Origin of the sequence: Cellulomonas phragmiteti, from assembly GCF_016862775.1 — a bacterium.
Lineage (GTDB): Bacteria > Actinomycetota > Actinomycetes > Actinomycetales > Cellulomonadaceae > Cellulomonas > Cellulomonas phragmiteti.
In genome coordinates this window covers 160,374-173,147 of the sequence record NZ_BONP01000006.1, presented here as the reverse complement: position 1 = coordinate 173,147, position 12,774 = coordinate 160,374, and the positions used below count along the sequence as shown (strand labels likewise).

Sequence of the window (12,774 nt, the reverse complement as noted above, 5' to 3'; positions counted from 1 at the left end):
GGACCCGGCGGCGGCCCCGTAGCGTGGCGGGATGACGACGATCCGGCCGGCGGCTGCCGCGGACCTGCCCGTCGTCCGCACGGCATGCGCCCTGGCCTACCTCGAGAACCCCCTCGTGCGCTGGGCGCTGCCGGACGCGGCCACGCGCGCCGACGCCTGCGCGGCCTGGCTCGGGCCGTCGCTCGAGCGCTACCTCGAGGCCGGCCGCGTGGACGTGCTCACGGTGGACGGGCAGGTCGTCGCGGTGGCGGCGTGGCGGCTGCCCGGCGCCCCGGGCGCGACGCCGTCGACCCTGCCCTCATCCGCAGGGGTGCTGGCGGCCCTGGTGGGCCGGACGCACGCCGCGCACGTCCTCGGCGCGCTCGGCGGGGCCGCGGCGCTCGCCCCCGCACGTCCGGGCCCGTACCTCAACTACCTCGCCGTGCACCCCTCCCACCAGGGGCGAGGGTTCGGCGGTCGGCTGCTGCGCCACGGCCTGAGCGCCCACGGGGACGACGCGGGCACCCCGTGGCTCGCGACCACCGACCCGCGCAACGTGCCGTTCTACCAGCGGCACGGGTTCACGACGACGGGCACGCACCGGCTCGGCGACGACGGGCCGCGTCTGGCCGTCCTGCACGGGACCACGACCCGCCGACCCGGTTGCGCTGCCCGCGACGGGACGACAGCCTGACCGGATGGCCGACACCGCACGGGACCATGACGTCGCCGTCCTCGGCGCGACCGGGTTCGTCGGTGCGCTCGTCGCCGAGCACCTCGCGCACCACGCGCCCGCGGGCACCCGCGTCGCCCTGGCGGGTCGGTCGCGCGAGCGGCTGGCGCGGGTGCGTGCCGCGCTCCCCGACCGCGCGCACGACTGGCCGCTCGTCGTGGCGGACACGGACGACGACCCGTCCCTGCGCGCCCTGGCCGCGTCGGCGCGTGTCGTCGTCAGCACCGTCGGGCCCTACCTGCGGCACGGCCTGCCGGTCGTCGAGGCGTGCTCCCGCGCGGGGACGCACTACGCCGACCTGACGGGCGAGGTGCCGTTCGTCCGGCGCGCCGCGGACGCGCACGACGAGGTCGCGCGGGCGACGGGGGCACGCCTGGTCCACGCGTGCGGGTACGACGCCGTGCCGTCGGACCTGGCGGTCCTCCTGCTGCACCGGCAGGTGACGGCCGACGGCTCCGGGACGCTGGGGAGGGTCCGCCTGGTCGCGAGCGCCCGGGGCGGCGTGAGCGGCGGCACGATCGCGTCCGTGCGCGGGATCGCGCGGCTGGCCGCGCAGGACGCCTCCGTCCGGCGGCTGCTCGCCGACCCGTTCTCCCTGAGCCCGGACCGCGGCGAGGAGCCCGCCACGCCGCAGCCGCCGGACGCGCCGCTGCCCGGGCGCACCGTCGACGGCCGGTGGGTCGCGACCTCGCCCATGGGCTCGTTCAACAGCCGCGTGGTCCGGCGCTCCAACGCGCTGCAGGGCTGGGCGTACGGGCACGGCCTGGCGTACGAGGAGGTCGCGGCGACGGGACGCGGCGTCCGCGGAGCCGCCGCGGCGACGGCGCTGACGGCCGGCCTGCCGCTGGGTCTGGCGGCGCTCGCCGTCCCCGGCGCGGGCCGGCTGCTCGACCGCCTGCTGCCGGCCCCGGGCTCCGGCCCGGACGAGGACACGCGCCGCACCGGCTGGTTCCGGATGGACGTCCACGCGGTCACGACCACCGGTCGGCAGTACCGGGCGCTGGCCGCCGGCACCGGCGACCCCGGGTACGCCGCGACCGCGGTCATGCTGGGACAGGCCGCCCTGGCGCTGGCGCTCGACGGCGACCGGCTGCCCGACCGGGCCGGCTCGCTGACGCCGGCGACGGGGATCGGGGACGTCCTCGTCGAGCGGCTGCGGGCGGCGGGGCACACGTACGAGGCCGGCCCGCGGCGACCGTGACCCGGACGGTCGACCGCCCGACGTGGCGCCGGCGGGCGCAGTCGTTAACCTCGTCGCGTGACTGTGGTCGACCGGCACGACATCCGCGTCTCCGGCGTGCCCGGCGCGCAGCCGATCGTCTTCGCGCACGGCTTCGGCTGTGACCAGCACATGTGGCGGCACGTCGCGCCACGGTTCGAGGACGCGTTCACGGTGGTCACCTTCGACCACGTCGGCGCCGGGGGTTCCGACCTCGCCGCGTACGACCCCGTGCGGTACGGGACGCTGGACGGGTACGCGCAGGACGTCCTGGAGATCGTCCGGAAGCTCGATCTGCGCGACGTCGTGCTGGTGGGGCACTCGGTCTCGGCCATGATCGGGGTGCTCGCCGTGGCCGCCGAGCCCGACCGGTTCGACAAGCTCGTGCTCGTCGGCCCGTCCCCGCGCTACCTCGACGACGACGGGTACACGGGCGGCTTCACGCGGGCCGACGTGGCCGAGCTCCTCGAGTCGCTCGACAGCAACTACCTGGGGTGGTCGAGCGCGATGGCGCCCGTGATCATGGGCAACGTGGACCGCCCCGAGCTCGGTGCCGAGCTCACCGCGAGCTTCTGCCGGACCGACCCGGACATCGCGCGGCGGTTCGCCCGCGTGACCTTCCTGTCGGACAACCGCGCGGACCTCGCCCGTGTCCCCGTCCCGACGCTCGTGCTGCAGTGCACCGACGACGTCATCGCACCGGTCGCCGTCGGGCAGTACGTGCGCGACGCGATCCCGGGCGCGCGCATGGTGCTGCTCGACGCGACCGGTCACTGCCCGAACCTCAGCGCACCCGAGGCGACCACGGCGGCGATCGCCGGGTTCGTGCGCGCCGGGCACCCGTGACGGGGCCTGCGCCCCGAGGTCCCGGGGTCGACGGGTCCCCCGAGGAGCAGGACACGGAGATGCTGGACGACCGTGTGCCGTGCGGGTACCTGTCGACGACGCCGGACGGCGTGCTCGTCCGCGTCAACGCCACGTTCCTCGCCTGGACCGGCCACCGCCGCGAGGACCTCGTCGGGCGCCGGCGCTTCGTGGACCTGCTGCCCGTCGGCGGCCGGATTTACCACGAGACCCACTACGCACCGGCGCTGCGCCTGCAGGGCACCGCGCGGGAGATCGCCCTCGAGGTCGTCTGCGCCGACGGTCGCCGGCTGCCCGTGCTCGTCAACTCGGTGCTCGAGCGCGACGCCGACGGCACCCCGCGCCTCATCCGCACGGCCGTCTTCGACGCGACCGAGCGCCGGCGCTACGAGCAGGAGATGCTCGCCGCCACCCGCCGCGCGGAGGCGTCCGAGGCGCGTGCCGTCGAGCTCGCGCAGACCCTGCAGCAGACCCTCATCCCGCCGACGCCGCCGCAGGTCCCGGGCCTCGACGTCGCCGCCGCGTACCGGCCCGCGGGAGACGGACGGCACGTGGGCGGCGACTTCTACGACGTCTTCCAGGTCGCGACCGACGACTGGGTCGTCGTCCTGGGCGACGTCCAGGGCAAGGGCGTCGAGGCGGCCGTCGTCACCGCGCTCGCGCGCCACACCGTGCGGGCCGCGGCCGTCGACCACGACGCTCCGCGGCAGGTCCTGCACACGCTCGACCAGGTGCTGCGTGGCGCCGCGACCGACCGCTTCTGCACGGCGGTGCTCGCGCGGCTGCGGCGGACCGACGGCACGTGGCGGGCGAGCGTCGCGTGCGCCGGGCACCCCCTGCCGCTGCTGCGGCCGTCGGCGGGCCACCCGGCCCCCGTGGGTCGCCACGGTCCCCTGCTCGGCGTGTTCCCGCAGCCCGTCTTCTCCGACACCGAGGTGACGCTGGCACCGGGTGACACGCTCGTGCTGTTCACCGACGGCGTCACCGAGGGTCGGCACCGTCGCGGGGAGCTCTACGGCAACGACCGCCTCGCCGCGGTGGTCGCCGAGCACCGCGGCCCGGCCGCGGACGTCACGGACGCCATCCTCGCGGACGTGCTGCGCTACCAGTCCGGTGACGCGCGCGACGACATCGCGGTGGTCACCGTCGCGGTGCTCTGACAGCCGCTCCCGGAGCGGCGCGCCTCACGGCGCGTGCTCCGCGAACCACACGCGCGTCTCGCCGTACCGGCGGTCGTCCAGCGCGACCAGCGGCGCGGGCCACGCCGGGGCGGGCGCACGCGACGAGCGCTCGACGACGACGACGCCCCCGGGCGCCGTGCACCGTGCGACCCCCGCCACGGCCGCCGCGAGGGACTCCTCGGGCAGGTCGTACGGCGGGTCGAGCAGGACCAGGTCGAACGACCCGACGGCGGGACCGTCCGGGGGCGCGACCCGCGCGAGGTACCGGTCGACGCGGTCGGCGACGACGTCGACGCGGTCCCCGAGGCCGAGCGCGCGCGCGTTGCGGCGGCACACCTCCACGGCAGAGCGCGCCGTCTCGACGAGCACCACGTGGGTGGCGCCCCGGCTCGCGGCCTCGAGGCCGAGGGCCCCCGAGCCGGCGTACAGGTCGAGGACGCGGGCACCGTCGACGGCGTCGAGGTGCTCGAGCCGCGAGAACAGGGCCTCGCGCACCCGCTCGCTGGTCGGGCGGGTCCCGGACGGGGGGACGGCGAGCGTGCGACCGCCTGCTGTGCCCGCGACGATCCGGGTCACGCGGCACCCCCCTTGCGCTGGTCCTGCTCCTCGAGCAGGCGCTCCATCCAGCCCTTCTCGGCCGTCGAGGACGCGACCATCACCGCGATGACCGACAGCCAGACCTGCGCCGTCACCATCCAGGTGGTGACCGTCCCCAACCCGATCGCGACCCACAGCGGCAGCAGGCAGAACGCGACGAGGTCCGGTCCGCGGGCGATGACCTGCAGCACCCCCGTCGGCAGCGCGCCCGCCGGCGTCGCGACCAGGGGCTTGTCCCACCGCGGCGCCGGACGGTAGGCGGCACGCACGGCGGCCGCGGCCCACACGGGCGCCGCGACGACGGCGAGCAGGAGCCAGTCGAGCGTCGCCCCGGCCCAGCGGCCCACCGCGGCGAAGACGACCAGCGACCAGGCGAGCGCGACGACCCCGGGCACCACCATCCGCAGACGCCGCACGGTGCGGTCCCCGAGCGGCAGGAGGCGGTCGAGCACCGGCGCCACCTCCGCCCAGCGGGCGCCCTCCGCGCTGGCGCTCGACGCCATCCACCCGCCCAGCAGCACGGCCACCAGCACACCGACCGGGCTCGCCAGCTGCGGGACCACCGTGGCCAGCACCGGCAGCCCCGCGGCGACGACGACCTGGACGAGGTGACGCACGGAGCGACGCAGCACGACGAGGTCGGCCGTGACCAGCGCCGTCGCCGGCCCTCGCGCGGTGCGCAGCCGCGAGGACCGGCGACGCGCGGACGCCGCGACGCCGCCGGACAGGGCCCGGCCGAGCTCGCGCGAGTCCAGGGACACGACCGCACCGACCGCCTGCGTCGCGACCGAGCCGCCCTCGCGCAGCGTCCGGCCCGGCAGGACGCCGAGCCGTCGGTCGACCACGACCGCGAGGAGGGACGCGAGCACCGCCGCGCCCACCACCACCGGCCAGGACGGGGAGGGCAGGGACGCGGGGGTCCGGCCGGCGAGGACGACGAGGGCCGCCAGCACCGGCGCGGCGACGAGCGCCAGGTCGCCCGCGAGCGCGATGCGTCGGCGCGGCACCCCGCGCGTCTGCGCGACCGCGGCACCGAGCACGACGACGGCGGCACCCAGCGCCCCCAGCAGCCCGGCCCGCACGAGGCCGGCGCCGCCGCCCGTGAGCAGCCCCGCCTCCAGGACGACCACGACCGCCGCACCCGCGAGCGCGGCGACGACCGGCACCCGCAGGGCGGCGGGCCGCAGCAGGGCACGCCGGTCGACGGGCAGCGGCAGCCACCAGGCAGCCTGCGCACCCTCCGCCCCGACCGGCCCGAGCCGCCCGGCCGTCGAGAGGAGCGCGCCGGCCGCCGCGAGCAGGACGAGCGCGACCAGCATCGGCAGGCTCAACCCGCCGGGCGCGTGCACGGGCGGTGCCGGGGGCAGCGAGTCCCCCAGCTGCTGCACGACGCCGAGCACGATGAGCACCGAGATCACGACGCTGGTGACCGTCGTGTAGACGTCCGTGAGCAGCGAACCGATGCTCGCTCCGGCGCGTGACCTGGCCGCCTGCGCCGTGAACCGGCGGATCGAACGTGCCGACGGCACCTCACCCAGGTCGAAGTCGCCGACGCGGGGGTCGTCGGGCAGCTCGTCGCGCGCGTCGTCGGCTGCCGTGGCGGGGTCCCCGGGCGGGGTGCGGGGCGTCGCGGCGGCACCCGTCACAGCGCGACCCGCGCGATCCGGTCGGCCGCCTCCGCGGGGGCCAGGACGCGCGACTCGTCGTCGGCGACGTGCACCGCCCGGGTGCAGACCGCCGCCACGAGGTCCGGGTCGTGCGTCGCGATGAGCACCGCCCCGCCGGCGTCGCGCTCGGCGCGCAGTCGGTCCGCGAGACGCGCGCGCATGCGCTGGTCGAGGCGCTGCTCGGGCTCGTCGAGCACGAGCAGGGAGCGCGGCCGGGCGAACCCGGCGGCGAGCAGCAGGCGGCGGCGCTGCCCGGACGACAGGGACACCGGCGTGGCGCGGGCGTGGTCGGCCAGCCCGAACTCCTCGAGGAGGTCCGCGACCTCGTCCTGGGCGCCGAGCACGCCGTGCCCGCGCGCCGTCAGGTACAGGTGCTCGGAGACCGTCAGCGCCGGGAAGTAGGCGTCGTCGTCGAGGACGCTGGAGACCTCGCGCCGGAACTGCACCTCGCGCTCGTCGACGGGACTGCCGAGGACCTCGACCCCACCGGCGACGGGCTCGAGCAGCCCCAGCACCGTCTTGAGCACCGTGGACTTGCCGGAGCCGTTCGCGCCCACGAGCGCGACGGCCTCCCCCGGCCCCAGGTCGAACGAGACGGGGGCGCACACCGGTGCCGCCCCGTAGCCGACCTGCAGATCACGTGCACGCACCACCGGAGCCATGCGGCCAGGGTAGTCAGCGCGGCGCACCGCTCACGCGCGGTCGAGGAACTCCTCGCGCTCCCCGGCGAGCGACGCCTCGATCGCCCCCTGCAGGGCCGGCCAACCGCCGAGGTCAGGATCTTGCTCGACCAGGGCACGCGCGTCGGTGCGCGCGCGCGCGATGACGTCGGCGTCCCGCGTGACGCGCAGCAGCCGCAGGGAGCTGCCGCGCCCGTGCTGCGCGGCTCCGAGCACGTCGCCCTCGTGGCGCAGCTCGAGGTCGAGGGCCGCGAGCTCGAAGCCGTCGGTCGTCGCCGCGAGCGTCTCGAGGCGGGCGTGCGCGTCGGTCCCCGGTTGCGCGGCGCTGACCAGCAGGCACAGTCCCGGTCGGGTGCCACGCCCCACCCGGCCGCGCAGCTGGTGCAGCTGCGAGATGCCGAACCGGTCGGCGTCGAGGACCACCATGACCGTGGCGTCCGGGACGTCGACGCCCACCTCGACCACGGTCGTCGACACGAGCACCGGCGCCTCGCCCGACGCGAACGCCGCGAAGGCGCGGTCCTTCTCCTCCGGCGACAGCCGGCCGTGCAGCACCCCGATGCCGACGCCCGCGAGGTCCTCGCGCGCGCGCAGCTCCGCGGCGACGTCGAGCACGGCCCGCAACGGCCGGCGCGCGCCGGGGTCCGGCGACCCGACCGTCGGGTCGGCCTCGAGCACCAGGTCCGTGCCGTCCTCGTCCGCGGCGTCGCCCGCGGGCGCGTCGCCGTCGATGCGCGGGCACACCACGTAGGCGCGGCCGCCGCCGTCGACCTCCTCGCGCACGCGCTGCCAGGTGCGGTCGGTCCAGCGCGGGTTGTCGGCGGGCACGGCGTGCGTCGTGATCCCCTGCCGACCGGCGGGGACCTCGCTGAGCACGGACGTCTCCAGGTCGCCGAAGACGGTCATCGCCACGGTCCGCGGGATGGGAGTCGCGGTCATGACGAGCGTGTGCGGCGTGCGCCCCGCCTTGGCCCGCAGCGCGTCGCGCTGCTCGACCCCGAAGCGGTGCTGCTCGTCGACCACCACGAGCCCCAGGTCGGCGAACTGCACGTCCTGCGAGAGCAGGGCGTGGGTGCCGACCACGATGCCGGCCGCCCCGCTGGCCGCGTCGAGCATCGCCGCGCGGCGTGCCGCGGTCGGCAGGGAGCCGGTGAGCAGCGCGACGCGCGTGGCCAGGGCCGCACCGCCGAGGAACCCGCCCTCGGCGAGGTCCCCCAGCAGGCCGCGCAGCGTGCGGGCGTGCTGGGCGGCGAGCACCTCGGTGGGCGCGAGCAGCGCGGCCTGCCCGCCCGCGTCGACCACCTGCAGCATGGCGCGCAGCGCCACCACGGTCTTGCCCGACCCGACCTCGCCCTGCAGCAGCCGCTGCATGGGCCGGGGGGCGGCCAGCTCTCCGGCCACCTCGTCGCCCACGGTGCGCTGCCCCGTCGTGAGGGTGAAGGGCAGCCGGGCGTCGAACGCGTCGAGCAGTCCACCGGTCAGGGGCGGACGCGCCACCGCCTCCTCGCGGGCGACGCGGGCGCGTCGCCGCGCGAGCTCGGCCTGCAGGACGAGCGCCTCCTCGTACCGCAGCCGGGCGCGTCCCCGCTGCCAGTCCGCCTCGTCGTGCGGCACGTGCACCAGCCGCAGCGCCTCGACGAGGGTGGGGAGCGCGTCGCGCTCCCGCAGGTGCGGCGGCACCGGGTCCGGCACCTCCTCCTCGCGCAGCGGGTCCAGCACGGTGCGCACGGCCTGCGCGATCTTCCACGACTCGAAGCCCGCGACCGCGGGGTAGACAGGGATCGGCCGGCCCGCCTCGACCAGGGCCTCGTCCTCGTCCTGCGCGTCGTCGTCGCCGCCGAACAGCCGGCACTCGGGGTGCATGAGCTGCAGCGTGTCGCGGTACACCGAGACCTCGCCCGTGAACAGCCCACGCCGCCCGGGACGCAGCTGCCCCTGACGCCACTCGAGCTTCTTGACGTGCGACGCGAAGAACGTGAGCTCGATCCGGCTGCGACCGTCGGTGATGGTCGACTGCAGCAGGCCGCGTCCCTGGCCGGTCGGGCGCAGCGACGTGCGGACGACCTCGGCCACGACCGTGACGTGCTCGCCCACCCGCAGGCTGGCCATGTCGGTGAGCGTGCCGGGCTCGGCGTAGCGTCGCGGGTAGTGCCGCAGCAGGTCGCCGGACGTCGTCAGACCGAGCTTGCCGAGCGCCTTCGCGGTGCGGGCGTTGAGGCGCGTCAGCGGGACGTCGAGCGGGTCGGAGGCGAGCACGTCAGTCCACCCCCACCCACCACGCGGCACCGGCCGACGGCCCGGCGACGACGACCTCGAGCTGCGGGTGGGCGGCCGCGACGACGTCGCCCACGGCGCGCGCCGGGCCGGCTGCGACGTCGCGCCCGTGCACGAGGGTGACGCCCTGGGCCGCGTGCGCGCCGGGCAGCAGCTCCGCGAGCAGCGCGTGCACCACCTCGGGCTCCGCCTGCAGGGCGCCTGCGCCGCGGACCCGCTGCAGCGCCTCGCGACCCGCGTCCGGCGACACGTCCGGGTCGGCGACCAGCGCGAGGCAGGCGACGACGGCGGGGCCGTCCCCCGCCGCGGTCAGCAGGTCGCACCCGTCCGGGGGCACTGCCGAGGCCGCGAGCCCCAGGCCCGCGTCGACCACGACGGCGCGCCCGGCACGGGTGTCGGCCGCGGCGCGCGCGACCTGCGGGGCGGTGGGCCGCGTGCCGACGAGGGTGACGGCGCCGCACGTCGCGTACCAGGCCGCCAGGCCGGGGGACGACGTGAGGACGACCAGGCCGCGCGCGGCCGGGGCGGGCTCGTCGACCCGCCGGACCACGACCTGCTCCCGTGCGTCCGCGGGCACCAGGGCGATCGCCGCTGCGGGGTCGTCGCAGTGCACGTGCGCGTGGCGCGACGACCCGTCGTCCACGACGGCCACCGCGTCGCCCACCTGCGCCAACGACGCAGCTAGGTGGTCCGCGCCGGGCCACGTGGGACGGACCAGCATCATCACCTCGAACGCGCCTCCGGCGGCGGGCGCGCACCCGGCGACCACGCCCGGTCCCGCCTGCGGCAACCAGCCCAGGTCGACCTCGGACCCGGTGAGCGGCCGACCGGTGCGCAGGGTGTGCACGAGGGCGTCGAGCACGACGATCAGCGCGCACGCCCCGGCGTCGACGACGTGGGCGGCGCGCAGCACGTCGTGGCTCGCGCTCAGCCGCCCCAGGTCGCGCCGCGCCGCGTCGACCGCGACCGCCAGGACGTCCGCCGGGGGCCCGGGCACCCCGGCCGCCGCGCGCCGCGCGTGCCCCGCGACCTCGCGGGCCACCGTCAGGACCGTGCCCTCCTGCGGGTCGGGCACCGCGGCACGGGCGGCGAGCGCGGCGCGCTCGAGCGCGTGGACCAGCGCCGACGGGCCGTCGGCCCGCGTCGCCCCCTCGTCGGCGAGACCGCCGGCGAGCCCGACGAGCCACTGGCTGAGGATGATCCCGGAGTTGCCACGGGCGGACCGCGCGGCGCCGCGCGCGAAGACCGCGAGGAGGGCCGCCGCCCCGCCGCCGCCGAGGTCCGCCTCCACCGCCGCGACGCCTCCCGCGACGGTCTGCACGACGTTGGACCCGGTGTCCGCGTCAGGAACGGGGAAGACGTTGACCGCGTCGATGCGCTCACGCGCCGCCCGGCTCGCGGTCAGGGCCCCGTGGGCCCAGGCACGCACGGCGCCGACGTCGAGCACGCCCTGCCGCGCCGCGACCTCCACCCGTGTCCTCCTCGTGTCCACCCGCTCCCGTCCGCGCCCACTGTGCCGCTACTGTGCCGCACCGCGCCGACATTTGGGCGCTACCGCGGCGATGGGCTAGTCTTGCCCGGTTGCCCGGACCTGCGTCCGGGACCCCCCCAGACCTTCCGACGCACCGTCGTGCGGTCCCGGCCCCCGGGCCGGGTCGACGCGCAGGAGCGCGGGACACGTGCACGACCCCCCGGGCCGCCCGTCGGCCCGCGACAGGACAGAACCAGGAGAAGACCGTGGCTGCCAACTGCGACGTCTGCGCCAAGCGCCCGAGCTTCGGGCACAGCATCTCGCACTCCCACGTGCGTACGAAGCGGCGTTGGAACCCCAACATCCAGCGGGTGCGGGTGGTCGTCGCCGGCACCCCCAAGCGCCTCAACGTGTGCACCTCGTGCCTGAAGGCCGGCAAGGTGCAGCGCGCGGTCTGACACGACCGCACCGCCCCGTCGCACCCCGCCGCACGGCGGCGGCACACCACGGGGACACGGACGACACGCCGAGGGCCCGCGAGCATCCGCTCGCGGGCCTTCGTGCTGCCGGTGTCCTGTGGCAGGGTGGGCGCCATGGTCGAGCACATCGACGAGGTCACCATCCGTCCCGCGACCACCGACGACGCGGCCGCCATCGCCGGCGTGCACGTCCGGTCGTGGCAGGAGGCGTACGCGGGCATCGTCCCCGACGAGCACCTGCGCGCCCTCGACGTCGACGAACGCGCCGGCCGGTGGGCGGAGCACCTCGCCCAGGGACCCACCGACCACGTGCGGACCTTCGTCGCCGAGTCCGCGGGGCGCCTGCTGGGCTTCGCGTCGTACGGGCCGAGCCGCGACGAGGACGCGCGCCGTGGTGAGCGGGAGATCTACTCGATCTACCTCGACCCCGGGACGTGGGGCCACGGCGTCGCACGCGACCTGATCCGCACCGTCCTGGCCGAGGCGGGCGAGCACACCCCGATGTCGCTGTGGGTGCTGTCCGACAACACCCGCGCCCGGCACTTCTACCGCCGGCACGGCTTCTCCCCCGACGGCGTCGAGCGCCTGGAGACGCTCGGCGGGGCGGACCTGCTCGAGGTGCGGTACCGCCGCGGCTGACCGGCGTCGTCAGCTGCCGAAGTGGTCCCACCCCGTCGTGCCGCCGCGGGGCGGACGCCCGCCGACCAGCACGAGGTCGGACGTCCTCGCGGTCACCGTCCCGATCGCGCCGAACGGGTCCGGCAGCGGCACGTCCGGCGGGAACGTCGCCAGGAGCCCGTGGTCCTCCCCGCCCGTGAGCAGCCACTCCGTCACGTCGACGCCCAGCGTCCCGGCGGCGGACGCGAGGCGCTCGGCGTCCGCCGCGAACGCTCGAGTCGGCTCGTCGAGGTCGAGGGTGACCCCGCTGGCACGCGCGAGACGGCGGCCGTCCCGCAGCAGACCGTCCGACACGTCGAGCATCGCGGTCGCCCCGGCGAGCGCGGCGGCCGGCCCGGCGGCCAGGTGCGGCTCGGGCGACCGGTAGGCGGCGACGAGGCCGGGGTCCAGCTCGGCGCGGGAGGCCGTCAGGAGCGCGAGCCCGGCCGCCGACCACCCCCGGCGCCCGGCGTGGGCGACCACGTCACCGACCTGCGCCCCGCTGCGCCGCACCGCCGCCCGCCCCTCGAGGTCGCCGTGCGCCGTGACCGCCACGACCAGGACCGGTCCCGACGACAGGTCACCCCCGACGACCCCGACGTCCAGCGGACGGCACGCGTCGCCCAGACCGCGGGCGAGCCCCTCGACCCAGGCCACCGGCGTGCTCCCCGGCGTGACGAGCCCCACCACCAGCGCGACGGGCCGGGCGCCCATCGCGGCCACGTCCGCGAGGTTCTGCATCGCCGCCCGGCGCCCCACGTCCTCGCCGCTGGACCAGCGGCGACGGAAGTGCACGTCCTCGACGAGGACGTCGCACGTCACGACGTACCGCCCGTCGGGTGCGACGACGACCGCGGCGTCGTCCCCCGGCGGCACGAGGGTCCGCGACCCGACGGGCAGGTGCGGGAAGATGCGGTCGAGCAGGTCCTGCTCGGCGAGATCGGCGACGACGGGGCTCTCGGCAGGCACGCGC

12 protein-coding genes are annotated in these 12,774 nt (G+C 77.1%); 6 read left to right on the top strand and 6 right to left on the bottom strand.

What is annotated here, in order from left to right; all coding sequences use genetic code 11:
- Positions 1–31: 31 nt before the first annotated feature.
- The 4 genes from Cph01nite_RS07335 to Cph01nite_RS07320 are packed head-to-tail and all read left to right on the top strand — an operon-like array spanning position 32 to position 3,955.
- Positions 32–673: a GNAT family N-acetyltransferase gene (locus Cph01nite_RS07335; RefSeq protein WP_203672741.1), complete on the top strand. Its 642-nt coding sequence runs from the start codon at positions 32–34 to the stop codon at positions 671–673.
- A gap of 4 nt (positions 674–677) precedes the next feature.
- Positions 678–1,913, top strand: a complete 1,236-nt coding sequence (locus Cph01nite_RS07330) for a saccharopine dehydrogenase family protein (protein ID WP_203672740.1) — start codon at positions 678–680, stop codon at positions 1,911–1,913.
- Positions 1,914–1,970: 57 nt separating this feature from the next.
- A complete protein-coding gene (locus Cph01nite_RS07325; protein WP_239069112.1) occupies positions 1,971–2,777 on the top strand; it encodes an alpha/beta fold hydrolase in 807 nt (268 codons plus the stop codon).
- 59 nt (positions 2,778–2,836) lie between these two features.
- Positions 2,837–3,955 carry a PP2C family protein-serine/threonine phosphatase gene (locus Cph01nite_RS07320; protein WP_203672734.1) on the top strand — a complete coding sequence of 373 codons (1,119 nt, stop codon included), beginning with the start codon at positions 2,837–2,839 and terminating at the stop codon, positions 3,953–3,955.
- A 24-nt stretch (positions 3,956–3,979) separates the two neighbouring features.
- Here Cph01nite_RS07320 and rsmD read toward each other — a convergent pair whose 3' ends face one another.
- Genes rsmD through Cph01nite_RS07295 form a run of 5 tightly spaced genes read right to left on the bottom strand, consistent with a single transcriptional unit; the run spans position 3,980 to position 10,665 of the window.
- On the bottom strand, positions 3,980–4,552 hold the full coding sequence (gene rsmD / locus Cph01nite_RS07315) for a 16S rRNA (guanine(966)-N(2))-methyltransferase RsmD (RefSeq protein ID WP_203672733.1): 573 nt from the start codon (positions 4,550–4,552) through the stop codon (positions 3,980–3,982).
- A complete protein-coding gene (locus Cph01nite_RS07310) occupies positions 4,549–6,219 on the bottom strand; it encodes a DUF6297 family protein (protein WP_239069111.1) in 1,671 nt (556 codons plus the stop codon). Before Cph01nite_RS07310 ends, rsmD begins: the two co-directional genes overlap by 4 nt.
- Positions 6,216–6,902: an ABC transporter ATP-binding protein gene (locus Cph01nite_RS07305; protein ID WP_203672728.1), complete on the bottom strand. Its 687-nt coding sequence runs from the start codon at positions 6,900–6,902 to the stop codon at positions 6,216–6,218. The genes Cph01nite_RS07310 and Cph01nite_RS07305 overlap by 4 nt, the downstream gene beginning before the upstream one ends.
- A gap of 30 nt (positions 6,903–6,932) precedes the next feature.
- On the bottom strand, positions 6,933–9,176 hold the full coding sequence (locus tag Cph01nite_RS07300) for an ATP-dependent DNA helicase RecG (protein WP_203672726.1): 2,244 nt from the start codon (positions 9,174–9,176) through the stop codon (positions 6,933–6,935).
- Between the two features lies 1 nt (position 9,177).
- Positions 9,178–10,665 (bottom strand): DAK2 domain-containing protein, encoded by a 1,488-nt coding sequence (locus Cph01nite_RS07295; RefSeq protein ID WP_203672724.1) that lies wholly within the window; start codon positions 10,663–10,665, stop codon positions 9,178–9,180.
- Positions 10,666–10,931: 266 nt separating this feature from the next.
- On the opposite strand from Cph01nite_RS07295, the gene rpmB reads away from it, so the two are divergent.
- Entirely contained in the window at positions 10,932–11,123 is a 192-nt protein-coding gene (gene rpmB, locus Cph01nite_RS07290; RefSeq protein ID WP_046528726.1) for a 50S ribosomal protein L28, read from the top strand.
- A gap of 135 nt (positions 11,124–11,258) precedes the next feature.
- On the top strand, positions 11,259–11,783 hold the full coding sequence (locus Cph01nite_RS07285) for a GNAT family N-acetyltransferase (protein WP_203672722.1): 525 nt from the start codon (positions 11,259–11,261) through the stop codon (positions 11,781–11,783).
- 9 nt (positions 11,784–11,792) lie between these two features.
- Here the strand turns inward: Cph01nite_RS07285 and Cph01nite_RS07280 are convergent, their stop codons facing one another.
- The gene (locus tag Cph01nite_RS07280) at positions 11,793–12,770 is read right to left on the bottom strand and encodes a thiamine-phosphate kinase (RefSeq protein WP_203672720.1); all 978 of its coding nucleotides are present in this window, start codon (positions 12,768–12,770) and stop codon (positions 11,793–11,795) included.
- Positions 12,771–12,774: the final 4 nt, after the last annotated feature.

Coding starts and splice junctions, on each gene's coding strand:
- Cph01nite_RS07335 (WP_203672741.1), top strand. CDS start 32: ATGACGACGATCCGGCCGGCGGCTGCCGCGGACCTGCCCGTCGTCCGC.
- Cph01nite_RS07330 (WP_203672740.1), top strand. CDS start 678: ATGGCCGACACCGCACGGGACCATGACGTCGCCGTCCTCGGCGCGACC.
- Cph01nite_RS07320 (WP_203672734.1), top strand. CDS start 2,837: ATGCTGGACGACCGTGTGCCGTGCGGGTACCTGTCGACGACGCCGGAC.
- Cph01nite_RS07305 (WP_203672728.1), bottom strand. CDS start 6,902: ATGGCTCCGGTGGTGCGTGCACGTGATCTGCAGGTCGGCTACGGGGCG.
- Cph01nite_RS07285 (WP_203672722.1), top strand. CDS start 11,259: ATGGTCGAGCACATCGACGAGGTCACCATCCGTCCCGCGACCACCGAC.